Annotated in this window: 14 protein-coding genes, 1 other RNA gene and 1 pseudogene; 9 read left to right on the top strand and 7 right to left on the bottom strand. The window is 71.4% G+C overall.

Annotation, left to right across the window (positions count from 1 at the left end; genetic code table 11):
• Positions 1-3: 3 nt before the first annotated feature.
• From K4S16_RS45235 to K4S16_RS29285, 5 genes and pseudogenes are all read right to left on the bottom strand, one after another.
• A complete protein-coding gene (locus tag K4S16_RS45235) occupies positions 4-855 on the bottom strand; it encodes a M48 family metalloprotease (RefSeq protein WP_200842208.1) in 852 nt (283 codons plus the stop codon).
• Positions 856-1,548: 693 nt separating this feature from the next.
• A pseudogene (locus K4S16_RS46990) lies at positions 1,549-1,644 on the bottom strand (DUF2510 domain-containing protein); the annotation flags it as partial.
• Between the two features lie 69 nt (positions 1,645-1,713).
• The gene (locus tag K4S16_RS29275) at positions 1,714-2,112 is read right to left on the bottom strand and encodes a hypothetical protein (protein WP_149262269.1); all 399 of its coding nucleotides are present in this window, start codon (positions 2,110-2,112) and stop codon (positions 1,714-1,716) included.
• A 52-nt stretch (positions 2,113-2,164) separates the two neighbouring features.
• Entirely contained in the window at positions 2,165-2,509 is a 345-nt protein-coding gene (locus K4S16_RS29280; protein WP_149262270.1) for a DUF6191 domain-containing protein, read from the bottom strand.
• A 45-nt stretch (positions 2,510-2,554) separates the two neighbouring features.
• On the bottom strand, positions 2,555-3,106 hold the full coding sequence (locus K4S16_RS29285) for a pyridoxamine 5'-phosphate oxidase family protein (RefSeq protein ID WP_149262271.1): 552 nt from the start codon (positions 3,104-3,106) through the stop codon (positions 2,555-2,557).
• A gap of 113 nt (positions 3,107-3,219) precedes the next feature.
• On the opposite strand from K4S16_RS29285, the gene K4S16_RS29290 reads away from it, so the two are divergent.
• The 7 genes from K4S16_RS29290 to K4S16_RS29320 all read left to right on the top strand — a co-directional run bounded on the left by K4S16_RS29290 (position 3,220) and on the right by K4S16_RS29320 (position 9,389).
• On the top strand, positions 3,220-4,041 hold the full coding sequence (locus K4S16_RS29290; RefSeq protein ID WP_149262272.1) for a Nif3-like dinuclear metal center hexameric protein: 822 nt from the start codon (positions 3,220-3,222) through the stop codon (positions 4,039-4,041).
• Positions 4,038-4,781, top strand: a complete 744-nt coding sequence (locus tag K4S16_RS29295) for a zinc ribbon domain-containing protein (protein ID WP_149262273.1) — start codon at positions 4,038-4,040, stop codon at positions 4,779-4,781. Before K4S16_RS29290 ends, K4S16_RS29295 begins: the two co-directional genes overlap by 4 nt.
• Positions 4,778-5,881 carry a bifunctional RNase H/acid phosphatase gene (locus K4S16_RS29300; protein WP_149262274.1) on the top strand — a complete coding sequence of 368 codons (1,104 nt, stop codon included), beginning with the start codon at positions 4,778-4,780 and terminating at the stop codon, positions 5,879-5,881. The genes K4S16_RS29295 and K4S16_RS29300 overlap by 4 nt, the downstream gene beginning before the upstream one ends.
• A 52-nt stretch (positions 5,882-5,933) precedes the next feature.
• Complete coding sequence (locus tag K4S16_RS29305) at positions 5,934-7,277, top strand: TrpB-like pyridoxal phosphate-dependent enzyme (protein ID WP_149262275.1); 1,344 nt, start codon at positions 5,934-5,936, stop codon at positions 7,275-7,277.
• 82 nt (positions 7,278-7,359) lie between these two features.
• Positions 7,360-7,756, top strand: an RNA gene (gene rnpB / locus K4S16_RS29310) — RNase P RNA component class A.
• 355 nt (positions 7,757-8,111) lie between these two features.
• On the top strand, positions 8,112-8,666 hold the full coding sequence (locus K4S16_RS29315; RefSeq protein WP_149262276.1) for a hypothetical protein: 555 nt from the start codon (positions 8,112-8,114) through the stop codon (positions 8,664-8,666).
• Between the two features lie 213 nt (positions 8,667-8,879).
• Positions 8,880-9,389 carry a hypothetical protein gene (locus tag K4S16_RS29320; protein ID WP_200842185.1) on the top strand — a complete coding sequence of 170 codons (510 nt, stop codon included), beginning with the start codon at positions 8,880-8,882 and terminating at the stop codon, positions 9,387-9,389.
• Between the two features lie 49 nt (positions 9,390-9,438).
• Here K4S16_RS29320 and K4S16_RS29325 read toward each other — a convergent pair whose 3' ends face one another.
• Positions 9,439-11,073 (bottom strand): Coagulation factor 5/8 type domain-containing protein, encoded by a 1,635-nt coding sequence (locus tag K4S16_RS29325; RefSeq protein WP_149262277.1) that lies wholly within the window; start codon positions 11,071-11,073, stop codon positions 9,439-9,441.
• A gap of 307 nt (positions 11,074-11,380) precedes the next feature.
• Here K4S16_RS29325 and K4S16_RS29330 point away from each other — a divergent pair, with 307 nt between their 5' ends.
• On the top strand, positions 11,381-13,819 hold the full coding sequence (locus tag K4S16_RS29330; RefSeq protein WP_149262278.1) for a glycoside hydrolase family 5 protein: 2,439 nt from the start codon (positions 11,381-11,383) through the stop codon (positions 13,817-13,819).
• A gap of 188 nt (positions 13,820-14,007) precedes the next feature.
• The gene (locus tag K4S16_RS29335) at positions 14,008-14,214 is read left to right on the top strand and encodes a hypothetical protein (RefSeq protein WP_149262279.1); all 207 of its coding nucleotides are present in this window, start codon (positions 14,008-14,010) and stop codon (positions 14,212-14,214) included.
• Between the two features lie 43 nt (positions 14,215-14,257).
• On the opposite strand, the gene K4S16_RS29340 is transcribed toward K4S16_RS29335, so the two are convergent.
• Positions 14,258-16,516: a bifunctional SulP family inorganic anion transporter/carbonic anhydrase gene (locus K4S16_RS29340; protein ID WP_149262280.1), complete on the bottom strand. Its 2,259-nt coding sequence runs from the start codon at positions 16,514-16,516 to the stop codon at positions 14,258-14,260.
• Positions 16,517-16,578: the final 62 nt, after the last annotated feature.

Below are 16,578 nucleotides of genomic sequence, written 5' to 3' on the forward strand. Positions count from 1 at the left end.
GGCTCAGCCGAGCCGGCGGCGCAGCGCCTGGGCCCGCCGGACGAGGGGGAGCGGCAGGCCGTCCGGCTGATGCTCGATGCGGTGCTCCACGGCCGCGACCAGGTCGGCGCCGAACCCCATCCGCACCGCCGCCGCGTCCGCCCGCGCCTCGCCCGCGGCGCTCAGCAGGCGCGCCCCCAGCGAGGCGGCGTAGGCGAACGCCGCCGGTAGCGCGACCACGACCGTCATGACCACGGCGACCGCGGCCAGCAGGAATACTCCCAGGAAGCCGATCGGCCGGTGCCACTCGACGGCCCGCTTCCACATCGGGCCGATCGGGGACCACACCGTGCGCAGCGCCCACTGCAGCACGCGGTGCGGAAGCGTCACCTGCGCGTGCACGAACGCAGGCACCGCCCGCCACCCCTGGAGATGCCCCAGTTCGTGGGCGAGGACGGCGGCCAGGCCCCCGGGCGGCAGCTCGCGCGCCGAATGCGACGTGACCGCCACCGTGCGAACCGAGGGCCTGCACGCGTTCAGCCCGTCCGACTCGACGACCACGAGCCGGTAGCCGCTGACGCCGGCGTGCTGCTGCACGTAGCGCCACGCGTGCTCCAGCCTGGCGCGCTCGGCCTCGTCCGGCTCCCGGTACCCGTACGAGCGCCGGGCCGTCAGGGGCGCCAGAAGCAGGATCCCCCAGAAAACGATCAGCGCAAGGGCGCCCCAACCAGGCCAGACGGAACGCAACCCGAAGGCCACGGCCGCGACCACGACCCCCTCGATTGCCACGACCAGCCCGATCGCGACACCGGCCCGTCCGGACGGCGTGCCCTGCGGCCGCCCCGGCGGGAGGTAGCGCTGGACCGGCTCGTCCACCGGCGTCCGGCCACCTGCGGCCGCGCGCGGCACCTGCGACGGCAGCCGACGCACCGGCCCGGCGGAACGCGGCACGGAGACCTGCGGGGAGTGCGGCTTACGAAGCCCCGCCGAAGGAGGCGCCGACGTCTCCATCCGAGCCTCTTCCAACGGCGTCTCCCCAGGCAGCGGCGGCGCCGTCGCCGAACCCGGAGCTTCCTGCCGCGGCGGCGGCGTGCGGGGCCGCCCGAGCCTCGGCGGAGGAGCCGCAGGCGCTTCGAACCGCGCTTCCTCCAAAGGCGGCGGCTGCGCAGCCCGCGGCGGAGTCGACGACGAGGACGCACCCGCCGACTGCGACGTCCCAGGCCAGAACCCCGCCCCCTGCGACGACGCCGGAGAGCCCGGAGAACGCGGCGCCTGGGGTCCGCCGAGGCTCGGCGGAGGAGGTGTAGGTGTAGGCGGCCGAGCTTCCGCCGGGGGTGGCGGGGGAGGAGCCGGTGGCTCGACCGCAGGCGGCTGCGCAGGTCGGGGTGGGGGAGTGGTTGCGGATTGGGGCGGTGGTGGGGGCGGGGACGGCGCGGGAGGCCCTGGTGTGGGTGGGGTGCTGAGGCTTGGTGGGGGAGGCGCGGGCTCGGGGCGGGGTGCGGGTGGGCGCGGGGGCGGGGTGGGGTCGGCTTCGGCGTTCAGGGAGGCGCGGCGGCGGGCGCGGGGGCTGTAGGGGCGCGACTGGTCGGTCCACGTCTGGCCGTCCCAGTAGCGTTCGCGGCCCATCAACTCCGGATCTGGGTACCACCCAGGTGGTGCGCTCACCGGAACCCCGCCTCCCGTAAGGAACAGATCAAGGCTTGCGCACGGCGCGACACAGCGTCAACACGCCGGTCACAGCTTGGGGGTGAAGGGGCGGCGATGGGTGGGATCGTCCGGCTCGGCGAGGCCGCGCAGGGCCGTCTCGACGAGTTCGATCGCGTGGAGGAGGGCGACGAGGCGGGCGCCCTCGCGGCGGTAGGCCTCCAGGACGGACTCGATACCGTGCGGGGGGACGACGGCGCCGAGGTCGACGCGCGCCGTGCGGAAGCCCTCCCGGGCCGCCTCCACGGACGCGTTCACGTGGTGGCGGGCCATCCGGGCGAGGGCGAGGGGGTAGCGGCGCAGGACGCCGTAGCGCCGGTACTCGGGCGGGACGAGCTCGAGCAGCCAGGCGAGGGCGGTGTCCTCGAAACGGTCGGTGCCCGGTGGATGCACCTGCGAGGGCCAGCCGGGCGGAACGTAGGTGCTCACGAGGGCAGGATAACCCGGATTCGAACCTATGTTCGAGAGCGATCCGGTGAGCTCACGGTGCCGGCGGCGTGCGCCGGATCCGGATCTTGCCGGAGTCCAGGTCGTCGCGGACGTTGCCGGATCCGGTCTGCTCGTGGTCGTCCTGGCGGAGCACCTTCTGCCGCTCCTGCTCCTCCTGCTTGACCTTCTTGGAGCCCTCGAAGGCGGAGGCGAGGTCCTCGAACATGCCGCCGCCGAAGCCGGCGCCGGTCTCGCCGTCGCCTCGGATGGCCCCCATCAGGGACGACTTGCCCGTCCCCTCGCGGGGCCACTCGATGGTCTCCGGCTCGGCCGCCTCCGGGCGGTTGCCCATCGGACGGCCCTTGACGCGCTTGCGGCGGCGAAAGGGTGACTTCACACACTCTCCAACGCGATGAGTCTCCAGAATGATCCCAGCGGACATTCAGGTTACGAACGACCACCGGGTGGGAGAACCGGTGAAATCTCCCTGGCGGAGCCCGAACACCGACTGTGGGCGCACCGCGACGGTGGCGTTCACCTCCGGGTCCAGGAAATCGACACGATAGCGCGTGGCGTACTTGGAGTTGACCAGGTCGATGAACCGCTGTAGATCGCGCGGATCGGTGAGGATCTCGGCGCGGCCCTCGATGACCACCGGGTTCTCGGCCTCCTCCGTGGTGACCACGACCTGCGGGTTCGCCCGCAGGTTCACCATCTTGCGGGACGGGGCCGCGCTGCTGAACAGCAGGGCCTCGCCCGACCAGGCGCCCCAGACCGGCATGGCGTGCGGACGTCCGTCCGGCCGCACCGTGCACACCCAGAAGTTGCGGGCGGCCCGCAGCCGCTCCACGGCCCAGGACCACGGCAGCAGGCCGCTGCCCTCGTGCGGTCCCTGGATGCCGTAACCCGGCATGTACGGACGTTCCGCCTTGGGCTCGACGGTTCGGATGGGCTGGATGGGCTCCGGTTCCGCGGCGGCGCCGGCGGCCGACATGGCGTTCCTCCCTCGGTCGTGCACTGTCCGTCCCATATCGTTACAGACCTTGGCGTCTCGGGGTGACGCTCGGTGGCTCGTTGGGAGCGCCCAGGCGCGGTAGCCTGCGGGACGTGCGCCTATCCCATGTCATCTCCGCTTTGGAGGAGCTCTACCCACCCGCGTGGGCGGAGTCCTGGGACGCCGTCGGCCTCGTCTGCGGAGATCCCGCCCAGGAGGTACGGCGGGTGCTGTTCGCGGTCGACCCCGTCGCCGCCGTGATCGACGAGGCGCTGGAGTGGGAGGCCGACCTCGTGGTCACGCACCATCCGCTGCTGCTGCGCGGGGTGCACTCGGTCGCCGCCACCACGCCGAAGGGCCGGCTCGTCCACCGCATGATCACGAATGGGATCGCGCTGCACACCGCGCACACCAACGCCGACCGGGCCGCCCCCGGGGTGTCGGACGCGCTGGCGCGGGCCGTCGGCCTCACCGGCGAGCTGCGCCCGATGGTCCCCGCCGACGACGATCCGCGCCGCGGCCTCGGCCGGATCGGGGAGCTGGACGAGCCGGTCGCGCTGCGGGAGTTCACCCGGCGCGCCGCCGCCGGGCTGCCGTCCACCGCCTGGGGGGTGCGGGCGGCCGGGGATCCGGACCGTCCCATCCGCACGGTCGCCGTCTGCGGCGGCGCGGGCGACTCCCTGCTCGGCACCGCGCGGGCCGCCGGTGTCGACGCCTACCTCACCGCCGACCTGCGCCACCACCCCGCGTCGGAGTTCGCCGAGCACGGCGGCCCCGCCCTGGTGGACGCGGCGCACTGGGCGACCGAGTGGCCCTGGCTCGCCGACGCCGAGCGGAGCCTCGCCAGGTCGTCCCCGGAAGCGGGCAAGTTGGAGACACGGGTGTCCACGCTCGTCACCGACGCGTGGACCCTTCACGACGAAGGAGCACAGTGAAAGCCGCACCGCAAGCCCAGCTTCGCCTGATCGACCTGCAGGACCTCGACAGCTCCCTCGACCGGCTGGCGCACCGCCGCCGCACCCTGCCCGAGCTGGCGGAGATCGAGCGGCTGGAGGGCCGCCTGACCGAGCTGCGCGACGCGATCGTGGCGGCCGAGACGGAGGTCGGCGACCTGCGGCGAGAGCAGAAGAAGGCCGAGCAGGACGTCGACCAGGTCCGCACCCGCGCCGACCGCGACCAGAAGCGCCTCGACTCGGGGCAGGTGACCTCGGCGAAGGACCTCAGCAGCCTGCAGGCCGAGATCGAGTCGCTGCAGCGCCGCCAGTCCGACCTGGAGGAGGTCGTGCTGGAGATCATGGAGCGGACCGAGGAGGCGGAGGGCCGGGTCTCGGCGCTGCGGTCCGAGCAGGCCGCCGCCGAGCAGGAGCTGGCCGCGCTCGCCGAGCGCCGCGACGCCGCCCAGCGCGAGATCGACGACGAGGCCGGGGCGTCGAGCGCCGCGCGCACCGCCGTCGCCAAGGACGTCCCGGACGACCTGCTCGGCCTCTACGAGAAGCTGCGCGGCCAGTTCGGCGGCGTCGGCGCGGCCAAGCTGTTCCGCGGCGCCTGCCAGGGCTGCCACCTCGCGCTGAACACCGTCGACCTGAACCGCATCCGGGCCGCCGCCGAGGACGAGGTCATCCGCTGCGAGGAGTGCCGCCGCATCCTCGTCCGGACGCCCGAGTCGGGTCTGTGAGCGCCGGCCGGAAGCTGGTCGTCGAGGCCGACGGCGGCTCGCGCGGCAACCCCGGCCCCGCCGGGTACGGGGCGCTCGTCCGCGACGCGCTGACCGGCGAGGTGCTCGCGGAGGTCGCCGAGTCGATCGGCCACGCCACCAACAACGTCGCCGAGTACCGGGGGCTGATCGCCGGGCTGGCCGCGGCCGCCGGGATCGACCCGTCCGCCCGCGTCGAGGTCCGGATGGACTCCAAGCTCGTCGTGGAGCAGATGTCGGGCCGCTGGAAGATCAAGCACCCGGACATGGTGCCGCTGGCGCTGGAGGCCCGCGAGCTGGCCGCCGCGCTGGGCTCGGTGTCCTACGGCTGGATCCCCCGCAACCGCAACGCGCACGCCGACCGGCTCGCCAACGAGGCCATGGACGCCGCCGCCCGCGGCGAGCACTGGACCCGCAAGGTCGAGGAGACGCCGGGCGAGCCCGAGCCGCCGCCCCGGCCCGCCTCGTCCACGCCGACGACCACGCTCCTGCTGCGGCACGGCGAGACGCCGCTGTCGGTCGAGAAGCGCTTCGCCGGGATCGGCGACGTCCCGCTCACCCCGAACGGCCTCGCCCAGGCGCGCGCCGCCGCCCTCGCCCTCAAGGACCGCGGGATCGACGCGATCGTCACCTCGCCTCTGTCCCGCTGTCGCGACACGGCCGCCGAGGTCGCCGCCGTCACCGGCCTGGAGGTCCGGGTCGAGGACGGCTTCCGCGAGACCGACTTCGGCGACTGGGAGGGCCTCACGTTCGCCGAGGCGGGCAAGGGCTGGCCGGGCGAGTTGAAGGCGTGGCTCGCCGACCCCGAGGCCGCCCCGCCCGGCGGGGAGAGCTTCGCCCAGGTGTCGCGCCGCGTCCGCACGGCCCTGGACAAGCTGAAGGTCCGCTACCGCGAGCAGACGGTCCTGGTCGTCTCGCACGTCACCCCGATCAAGCTCCTGGTCAAGGACGCCCTGGGCGCGCCCATGCCGTCCCTGTACCGGATGCACCTCGACGTGGCGGCGCTGACGTCCATCGACTGGTACGGCGACGGCCCCGCGACTCTTCGGTTCTTCAACGACACCCACCATCTACCGGCCTGACCTCTGGTTTTACGGTTCCCGGCCCCCTACCCTGCGACCCAGGGAGGGGACTATGAACACGAAGATCCTGCTGGACGAGTCGAGGCTTCCGACCCGCTGGTACAACGTCGTCGCGGACCTGCCCGCGCCGCCGCCCCCGCCGCTGCACCCGGGGACGCGCGAGCCGGTCGGGCCGGACGACCTGGCGCCGCTGTTCCCCATGGACCTCATCGCCCAGGAGGTCAGCGGCGAGCGCTACATCGACATCCCCGAGGAGGTCCGCGAGGTCTACCGGCTCTGGCGGCCGACCCCGCTCATCCGGGCCCACCGCCTCGAACGCGCCCTCGGCACCCCCGCACGCATCTACGTCAAGTACGAGGGCGTCTCACCCGTCGGCTCGCACAAGCCGAACACGGCCGTGCCGCAGGCCTACTACAACGCGCGCCAGGGCGTCCGCCGCCTGACGACGGAGACCGGCGCGGGCCAGTGGGGGAGCGCCCTCGCGTTCGCCTGCGCCCAGTTCTCCCTGGACTGCGAGATCTGGATGGTGCGCGCCTCCTACGACCAGAAGCCGTACCGCCGCTCGATGATGGAGCTGTTCGGCGCGCAGGTGCACGCCAGCCCGTCGCCGCTCACCTCGTCCGGCGCGAAGATCCTCGCGGACGACCCGGACTCGCCCGGCTCCCTCGGCATCGCGATCAGCGAGGCCGTCGAGTCGGCCGCCCCCGACGACACCCGGTACGCGCTCGGCAGCGTCCTCAACCACGTCCTCCTGCACCAGACCGTCATCGGCGAGGAGGCCCTCGAACAGCTCGCCCTCGTCGGCGACACCCCGGACCTGATCGTCGGCTGCACCGGCGGCGGCTCCAACTTCGCCGGGCTGTTCTTCCCGTTCCTCCGCGAGAAGCTCCAGGGCCGCATGGACCCCGTCATCCGCGCCGTGGAGCCCGCCGCGTGCCCGTCCTTCACCCGCGGCCGCTACGCCTACGACTTCGGCGACACCGCCGGCTTCACGCCCCTGATGAAGATGCACACGCTCGGGCACGACTTCGTCCCCGACCCCATCCACGCGGGCGGCCTGCGCTACCACGGCATGGCCCCGCTGCTCTCCCACATGTACGAGCTCGGCATCTTCGACGCGACCGCGAAGCCCCAGAGCGAATGCTTCGAGGCCGGCGTCCTGTTCGCCCGCACGGAGGGCATCGTCCCGGCCCCCGAACCCACGCACGCCCTGGCCGCCGCCGTCGAAGAGGCCCGCCGCTGCGCCGAGACCGGCGAACCCAAGGTCATCCTCACCGCCCTGTGCGGCCACGGCCACCTCGACATGGCCGCCTACGACCGCTTCCTCGCCGGCCAGATGGAGGACCACACCCTCCCCGAAACCCGCCTGGACGAAGCCCTGAGCACCCTGCCCTAGGCCCGTGAGCCGACTTGCGCACCCTTGATCAGCCGGGGTGCGCAAGTCGCTCACGCACCCGCTAACCTTGGTGGACGGCGGACGAGCCGGCCGGGCGGCCGCGTCGGGGAGCGATCCCCGTCGAGGAAAGTCCGGGCTCCACAGGGCAGGGTGGTCGGTAACGCCGACCCGGGGTGACCCGCGGGACAGTGCCACAGAAAGCAGACCGCCACCGGTCCGCCGGTGGTAAGGGTGAAACGGTGAGGTAAGAGCTCACCAGCGCCCACGGTGACGTGGGCGGCTAGGTAAACCCCACCCGGAGCAAGGTCAAGAAGGGGCCCCGCAAGAGGCCCCGCGCAGGTGCCTGAGGGCGGCCCGCCCGAGCCTGCGGGTAGACCGCTGGAGACCGCCGGCAACGGCGGCCCGAGATGGATGGCCGTCACCCGCCGCCCCGCAAGGGACGACGGGCACAGAACCCGGCTTACAGGCCGACTCGTCCGCCCCCAATACCCCTGCCCAGGAGCGCAATCGGGCTCAAGATCGCCCAGGGCACTTTCAGGGCACATCGAGCACCGACTTGAACGCCCGATCAAGGCGTCCCGACAATCGGGCTGCACCAAGACGAAGACCAGTCACGGGGTTGAGCTAGCCGCGCCCGTGCCGCTGGCCGCTTCCCGCCTTGCGCGGGGACCCCCGCGCGGGGCATCACGACGGGCCAATGCGGGCGGGCGGCAGCGCCAGCCCGCCCGCCGGTCCAGGCTACGGGGCCCCGCCCCCACGCAAGTCCGAAATCGGCCAGGTATTGCCTTCGCTGTTCGCTCCTCTTTCCACTGGAATGCCTGGCACAATGAATTTATGTCGTCAGCATACGGCTCTCTTCTCGCGCAAGTAATTCCCGTTATTGCACTTGCTTTAGTTTTGGAGTTGAGAGCAATCATAGCAGCTGGCAAAGAAGAAAAGAGGCGTGTTGATGAATATAATGAAAGGATGAGAAAAGATCGGCAAAGCCAGGCTTCTTCTCGAAATCCTCTTAAGAAATTGGCAAATTTTTGGCGCCGGAATCGTATGCCAATGGAGTCGACGGCGCCAATTAGAAGGAATGGCCTCAGTGATTTCGACACCACCGGTTTTGTCGTGATCTATGGCGCCCTGTTGACTCTTCTTGCCCGAGAAGAAATAGTTGCCCTTATGGCGGCACAAGAATACAAGATCCCATATTTCGAGCGACTGCTGGCTAACATTCTAGTATCAGTCTGTCTATTTGCTGCATTTTGTGTACCGGCCGGCCTTGAATTGTATCATAACTTCAACGGCATCGCTTGGAGCCATCGCAAATGGGCTGCAATAGCATTTCTCGGCTTCGTTGCAGCGATATTTGCGACTGGGACGACCTGGCTATATATAAAATGACCAGTCAACAAGTTCAATAAAACGCCATCAAGTGTGTCGTGCTCCAACGCCAAGCTGGGCCCTGCTGTCCCAAAAACTGGTGATCAGAATGTTTGGCTCGAAATGCACGGAAGTTCGGTGGGGGCCACCGAATACCTTGGATGTCGGGGCCGTCCTCGGAGCGTGGGTGGTCTTGGGGTGGTCTTCTACCGGGCTGATCGGGTGACTGGGAGTGTGGCGGACCCTGATCGGTTTCGAGATCGGCGGGAACGCAAGTACGGGTACGACTTCATCGACGAGGTGCTGGTGAAGTGCCCCAGGTGTGAGGGATGTGCTGTCGTCCTGCCGCATCCTGAGGTGGTCGAGAACGCCGAGGCTGGTTCGGGTGGGTTCATGGGCCTCCGTCGGCGGTTGCGGTGTGCGGCGTGTGGCTACTTCAAGGACGAGACGGTCAGCTCCGCTGTCGTTGGGGGACCGGTCGATCCCTTCTTTCAGCGGCCGGTGTGGTTGCAGGCGAGTTGCTGTGGACATGTGCTGTGGGCCTACAACGTCCGGCATCTCGATCTGCTGGAGGCCTATGTGGCCGCGAAGCTGCGCGAACGCGGAGATCTTGTCGCCTGGGCTCCTGCGAGCCTGGTGGAGCGCCTGCCCACGTGGCTCAAGACGGCCAAGAACCGCGCCGAGGTCTTGAGGACGATAAGCCGCCTGCGTTCGACGTTGCCCGGTCAGTGGGCGGAACCATGAGGTCGGCGTTGTTGTAGGCCATGCCGAACCGTCCGACGTTCGCATTGGGTTACTTCTTCGCGCGCTGCCACATTTCCAGGTACGCCTCGGCGCCCTTGGCCATGTCGTCGGTGATCCGGCGGCCGCCGAAGTGCCGGAGGTCGGCGATCCAGTCCGGGACGAGGCCGTAGTTGGCGACGCCGTCGGTGTTGAGGTCCCACGTCCGCATGCCGGTCTTCTGCTTGGTGAGCGTGACACCGGGGTCGACCGGGGACCTGAACGGATACTCCAGCGGGTCCTCGGCGGCGGTGGTCCGCGGCGCGGGCAGCGGGCCCATCCCGTTGGCGTCCAGGCCGTACCCGTAGCCGAACAGGTACCCGGGCGCGGCCTGTGCCCTGGCCTGCTTCCATCCCGCGACGAACTGCGGGGCGGACGAGGCGTAGGAGGTGACCATGCCGCCGAGCCGGTAGACGCGGCTCAGGTAGTGCTCGTCCGACCAGCTGTGCGAGGAGATCACGCCGGAGTAGTGCGCCTTCTCCAGCAGGTCCAGCGAACGGCCGGCCGCCTTGGCGCTCATGTGGTCCAGCTCGACGATCATCTTTCGCCTGATCATGCTGCGCAGCGTGTACGCGCCGAGGTCGGTGAGCCCCTTGGCGTTGCACAGCGGAGCGCTCGGATACACCGGCACCGTCACGCCGAGCCCGCGCAGCCCGCTGAGCGGCCCGGCGAGCAGGTCGCCGAGCTGCCCGGACGGCATGATCGGATTGTCGTGCTCGGGCGCCGTGCAGCGGTCGGCCTGCCAGAACTGCCCCGACCCGACGAACTGGCCGAGGTTCATGATGACGCCCGTGGCGTCGGAGTCGTACCGGACGCCGCACAGCGCGTTGTCGAACTTGTGGCACAGGAACATCGACGAGACGCCGAGCTTCTGCACCTCGTCCAGGCCCCTGTCGATGTCGGCCTTGGTGCACCGGGGCTTGCCGTACACCTCGCGGCAGCCGAACGGCTCGGAGGTCTCGATGCCCAGCACGACGGCGAGCTTGCCCTGTTCGATGACGCGCCGCGCCTGCTGCGGGCTGGTCACCACGCGGAACCAGCCCTTGCCCGCGCCGCCGTTCTCGCGGTCGACGAAGTCCTGGAGGGCGTAGGTGGCCGCGGCCTGGCGCCGGATGGTCTCCATCTCGTCACACGGGTACTTCTTCAGCGGGTAGATCTCGCACAGCGTCCGGTTGTCGACGAGTTGGTTCACCAGGACGCGCTGCCCGGCCCGCCACGACCGCTCGACCCACCTGTACCAGGCCTGCTGGTGCGTGTACGAGTCGCGGGCCGGCCAGTCCTTGAACGTCGGCCACCCGGTGGTGTCGTGGGAGCCGATCGGGGTGCCCTTGCGGGTGAAGTTCTCGAACCAGGCGGGGACGCCGTTCGGGCTGTGGTCCGGGCAGTCCTCGAGGGCGGCGGCCGGACCGCCCGGATCGAACGTCTCACCGCACATCAGCGACCCGCCGAAGCCCAGGTAGGACATCAGATGGCTGTGCGCGTCGAGGTATCCGCGCACCTGCCCGCCGGCGGTGGTGCCCGTGAACGGTGCACCGGTCGCGCCGACGTCCACGACCGGGGTGTCGCCCGCGGCCGCGGACGGCGTCGGCGCCACGAGCAGGGCGACCGACAGTACCGCGAGCACGGCGCGGAGGCGGGGGAGGGGCATTCGTCACACCTTGGGGAGAAGTGCCTTCGGGTCTGCACAAGATCAGTACCAGACCGGCCACCGAAAGTGAATACTTTTCATTTTTGGGTGCCGTGTGCTTGAGTCCCGCCGTGCCGGGGGTGGTCGGGGCCGTGCGTCGACACCTCCCGCGCATCCTTCATTGATCCGCTCAGCCTCGGGTCCGCGTGAGCTTCCGGAGGTTCCTCGCTCGACCGGATCGCTGACGGGTGCTCGCTCTCCGAGCGGGGGTCTGGCAAACATGAGTTTTGTTCATGTATTTTGACGTTCCCCGGTGCTAGGAGATCGCATGGGTTCGCGGCGGCTCGTGCCGACGGTCGTGGGTGCCGTCCTGATGCTCGTCCTCGGCGGGGCGCTGATCGACCCGGTCGGGTACTTCGCGTTGCTGGGGACGCCCGGCCGCTGGATCCCCGCCACCCGTTGGCAGGCCGTACCCCTGGTGGTCTACGTTCCCTTGCTGCTCCTTGGCACGGCGCTGGTCACCGCGGCCTTCGGGCATCTGGGACGGCGGGCGCGGTTCGCGACGGTCTGGGCGGGGTTCGTCCTGGCCGCCGTGGTCGCGAAGGCCGTCATGTCGGTGGCGGCGACCGCACCCGGGCCGAACGTCGCGGACGTGCTGTGGGCGACGAGCTTCACCGTTCCGAAGGCGGCCCTATACGGGCTGGTCCCCGCGGCGGCGACCCTGCCCTGGCGGACGGGGGAGCGCGGCGGCAGGGAGCCCGCGCACCGGGCGCACTGGCCGCTGGCGGTCGTCAGCGTGGCGGGTGTCGCCGTGACCGGACCATGGATCGCGTCGCACTGGTCGCGCGATCTGCCGCACGGGCTGCCCTCCGCGTCCCCGCAGGGCGGAGCGGCCGGGCTCGCCGCCGGCCTGCTGGTCCTCCTCCTCGCGCTCGCCCGCACCCAGCGGACCTTCGCACGCCGCTCCCGCGGGGCCGCCGGTGCCTTCCTCGGCGGGTGGCTGGCCGCGATGTGGGCGGGCGTCGTGCTCGGCGCCGTCCAGGTCGCCGGGCTCGTGATCCTGGACGGGCCCGGCGCTCCGCTGCAGACGCCGGCCGCGTTGTGGGTCAGGCTCGCCGAAGGCGCGTCGCTCGGCATCGCCTTCGGGTGGCTGCCCGCTCTGCTCGCCCTCCTCGCCGCCCGCGGCGCTCTCCGCCGGCCGGTGAAGCGGACGGTCCCGGCATTCGCCCTGTTCGCGGCGGTCGTCCTGGCCGGTACCGCGGGAGTGGTGGCCTTCGCGCGGCCGAGGCCGGCACCCGCCGTCCGTACGCCGGCCGCCGCGGGTCCGGCCGCCGCCCGCGGGACGGAGCTGTCGCCGCTCCGGGTCGTCCGGGGAAAGCGGCCCCGCATCGTCGACGGTGCGGGGCGGCAGGTTCTCCTGCGCGGGGTGAACGTCAACCAGCTGGTCGACTTCTACGCGCCGCGCCCGGGCGTCCCGGCCGTACTGCCGCTCAGCGAAGACGACTTCGCGCAGATGGCCGCGCTCGGCCTGAACGTGGTGCGCCTCGGGGTCTCGTGGTCGCGGATCGAACCGCGCCCCGCCCAGTACGACGAGGGCTACCTGCGCCAGATCGACCAGGCCGTGGCCTGGGCGAAGCGGCATGGGCTGTACACGGTGATCGACATGCATCAGGACGGCTGGAGCAAGGCGCCCACCCCGGCCGGAACCTCCTGCCCCCTCGGCACGTCCAGGATGGACGGCTACGACGGCGCGCCCGCATGGGCCACCAAGACCGACGGCGCGCCCCGCTGCCAGTTCACCGGGCGCGACATCTCGCCTGCGGGGAACCGGGCGTTCACCAACTTCTACTACGACCGCGACGGCGTGCAGAGCCGCCTGGTGAAGGCGTGGGGGATGCTCGCCGCACGCGTCGGCGCCGATCCCGCGGTCGCCGGGTTCGACCCGCTCAACGAACCGGGCTTCGGCGAGCAGGCGCCGCTGACCTCGACGCTGCTGCTCGGCCGGTTCTACGACCGCGTCCTGCGGGCGGTCCGCGCCGCCGAGACCCGGCCCCATCCGCTGTTCGTCGAGCCGAGCATCTTCTGGTCCGGGACCGGGTTCGACGCGCTGCCGCGCGGCTCCTTCACCTCCGATCCCGACATCGTCTTCGCACCCCACCTGTACGCCGAGTCGATCACCATGGACGCCTCGCTCGGCCTGCCCGTCATGACCTCCGTCGAGCACGGGTTCGTCCTTGCCCGGCGGGCCGCCCGCGACATGCCGGTGTGGAGCGGCGAATGGGGCTACTGGGGGGACGACGGCGCGGTGGCCGGGAAGCTGCGCCGGTACGCCCGCCAGGAGGACGACGACCGGCTCGGCGGCGCGTTCTGGGTGTGGAAGCAGGCGTGCGGCGATCCGCAGAACGGCGTCGAGCCGACCGGCAACGGACTGAACAACCTCGACTGCGCGACGGGACGGTTCCTGCCACGCGACGCGGTGGCCGTCCAGGAGATCTCGCGCGCCTACCCGCGCGCGGCCCCGGGCGTCCTCATCTCCCTGCGTTCCGTGCCCGGCGGCAGGCCGGGGGAGAAGGCCGCGGGGCCCCGGGAGTTCGCCCTCACCGGGAGGGCGTCGGGCGGCGCCTGCGACCTGGACGTCTGGGTGCCCGGCGAGGACCGGCCCGTCCCCGCGGGATCCGGCGTCGACCGCATCGAGACCCGGCGGGTCGAGGGCGGCTGGCGGGTCACCGGCTGCGCCCGCGGCTCGTACCGCCTGACGATCGGCTGAGGCCGGAGGCGGGCCGGCCGTCCCCGTGTGTGATTTCCCGTGGTGGTGAGGTGGGGACGGAGACTCTCTTGAAACGGGTCACACGACACAGAGGGTTTCATTCGGGGCGCTTACCGTTCGGGTAAGAGCTGATCGCCCTGATCGGTGACGGCGGCGGGGCCGGGTGCTGAGCCCCGTGGAAAGGAGCGATGGTGATCGTCATCGTGTTCGTGGCCATCGTGGTCGCCGGGATGCTGGGCAGCCTGGTGTACCTGTGGGACTTCTCGCGCGCCAGCCGGCGCGACGCGCTGTTCCTTCCGGCGTCGGACCGGCGTTCGCGCCGGGCGCGCCGTGTGACGGGGATGTACGTACGGGATTACGGGCGCGGCGACGAGGAGCTCGTCGGGCGCTGGTAGGAAGCTTGGGCGCGGGTCGTCCGGCCGGGGACGACCCGCGCTTTCACGTGAGGGACCCGGGCCGCGGGGCCTCGTCCAGGACGGGGGCGAAGCCGCCGCCGGCCTGGTCGAAAACCTCGACGGTGGCGGTGCCGAGGTCCAGGTAGAGGCCCACGAGCTCGATCTCGCCGGCCTCGACCCGCTCCCGGAGCCACGGATAGGTCAGCAGGTTGTCGAGCTGCTGCATCACGTTGATCTTGCAGAGGCGGGTGAGGGGCTGCTCGTCGCCGGACGGCTTCTCGGCCAGGAAGCGGGCGAGGCTGTGGTTGCCGTGCTTCAGCCAGCGGGACAGGCCCTCGAGGTGCTCGACCTCGGCGCCGCCGGCGAGCAGGGCGGCCATCGCACCGCAGTTGGAGTGGCCGCAGACCGTGATCGTCTTGATCTCCAGGACGTTGACGGCGTACTCGACGGTGGCCGCGACGGAGTCGTCGGGCGTGCGGGAGCCGTGCCGGGGCACCAGGGCGCCGACGTTCCTGTTGATGAACAGGTCGCCGGGGCCGCTCGCGGTGATGATGTTGGGCACGATGCGCGAGTCGACGCAGGTGATGAACAGGTGCTGCGGTTTCTGCTCCATCGCGAGCTCGGCCATGATCGGCCGGACCAGCCGGGCCGTGCGCCCGTGGTACTCGCGGACGCCGTTCAGCAGGACGTCCGCGGGGGACATCTCGGGTGCGTCGAGCTCGGTCTCGGAGCGCCGCCGCCGATTCGACCATGGCGCCCACCAGCGGGCAGGGAGCGGAGTCTTTGCCGGTTGGGACATATCGCCTGTCACAGCTCTTTCATACCAAGCCTCATGTACCTCGTCGATGTCGACCCTCCCTCCTTGGCGTTCGTGCGCCAGCCGCCAGCGGTGGACGGCGTCGAACGCTGCGTGATCCATGAAGTCGACGTTGAGGTCCAGATCGACGCTGCCGTCCGCCGGGATCCGCTGGAGCGCCCGGGCCACGCGGGGGACGCCCAGGAAGGTGAACGTGCCCTCGACGACCACGTGCCAGCGGGGCGGGGCGAGGGCGTCCGCGGGGTCGGGGACGAGCTGCTCCGTCCGGACCGAGAGCCGGGTCAGCCGGCGCAGGGCCAGCACCGCCATGACACCGACGCCGAGCAGGACGCCCTCGCCGAGTCCGAACAGCACGACGCCGCCGAGGGTGACGAAGTAGGCCGGCGCCTCCCGGTGGTGGCGCAGGTCGCGGACCCGGGACAGGTCGGCCAGCCGGACGCCGAGCACGACCAGCAGCGCGGCCAGCGCCGCAAGCGGGACCTGCTCGATGAGCGGCCCGCAGGCCAGGGCGAGGACGAGGACCCAGACGCCGTGCAGGACGGGGGACAGCCGGGTGCGGCCGCCCGCCTCGACGTTGGCGGTGCTGCGGACGATCACGCCGGTGACCGGCAGGCCGCCCAGCACGCCGGAGACGGCGTTCGCGGCGCCCTGGCCGAGCAGGTCGCGGTCGAGGTCGGCGGGCGGGACGCCGGCGGGCCGCGCGCGGTCGACCGCGACGCTGCACAACAGGGACTCGACGGCGGCCACGAGCGCCACGGAGAGGACCGCGCCGGTGATGCCGAACAGCGTCCCCTGCGGCATGACGGGCGTGCTCCAGTCGTCCAGCAGCGAGGACGGCAGGTCGACGCGCGGCACCCGCCAGTCGAGGGCCCACGCGACGGCGGTGGCCAGGACGACGGCGGGCAGCGGGCCCGGAACGAGGCGGAACGCCGCGATCCGCGGCAGCCGGGACCAGCCCAGCACGACGAGGACCGTCAGCCCGGCGACGAGTGCGGACTGGGTGTGCGGCCGCGCGAGCTGCCCGGGGAACTCCAGCAGGTTCGTGACGGCCGACTCCTGGGGGCTGCCTCCGAGGACCACGTGCACCTGGGCGAGGACGATCAGGATGCCGACCCCGGCGAGCATCCCGTGCACGACGGCGGGGGAGACGACGAGGGCGGCGCGCGCGACCCGGCTCGCGCCGAGCAGGATCTGCACCAGCCCGGCGAGCATGGTGATCGTGCAGGTGGCGCGCCAGCCGTAGGTCTGCACGAGGCCGGCGACCAGCACGGTCAGCCCGGCGGCCGGGCCGCTGACCTGGAGCGGCGAGCCGCCGATCAGGCCCGCGACGATGCCGCCGGCGACCGCGGCGATCAGCCCGGCCGCGACGGGCGCGCCGGAGGCGACGGCGATGCCCAGCGAGAGCGGGATCGCGACCAGGAACACGACGAACGAGGCGAGCAGGTCGCGCCGCACGGTGGACACGCTCGGTGGCTTTTTAGTCACACAACGTATTCAATCAGAACCGGCGGTGCTCGGCCCCGACAAGACGAGGGCCGCCGGACGGA

Source organism: Actinomadura sp. K4S16, from assembly GCF_008327685.1.
In the GTDB taxonomy this organism is placed as follows: domain Bacteria; phylum Actinomycetota; class Actinomycetes; order Streptosporangiales; family Streptosporangiaceae; genus Spirillospora.

What these genes read in the sequence shown, in the direction of transcription:
- K4S16_RS29285 (WP_149262271.1), bottom strand. Translation starts at nt 3,106, where the DNA reads ATGTCGGCCGCCGGCGCCGCCGCGGAACCGGAGCCCATCCAGCCCATC.
- K4S16_RS29305 (WP_149262275.1), top strand. Translation starts at nt 5,934, where the DNA reads ATGAACACGAAGATCCTGCTGGACGAGTCGAGGCTTCCGACCCGCTGG.
- K4S16_RS29315 (WP_149262276.1), top strand. Translation starts at nt 8,112, where the DNA reads ATGTCGTCAGCATACGGCTCTCTTCTCGCGCAAGTAATTCCCGTTATT.
- K4S16_RS29325 (WP_149262277.1), bottom strand. Translation starts at nt 11,073, where the DNA reads ATGCCCCTCCCCCGCCTCCGCGCCGTGCTCGCGGTACTGTCGGTCGCC.
- K4S16_RS29330 (WP_149262278.1), top strand. Translation starts at nt 11,381, where the DNA reads ATGGGTTCGCGGCGGCTCGTGCCGACGGTCGTGGGTGCCGTCCTGATG.
- K4S16_RS29335 (WP_149262279.1), top strand. Translation starts at nt 14,008, where the DNA reads ATGGTGATCGTCATCGTGTTCGTGGCCATCGTGGTCGCCGGGATGCTG.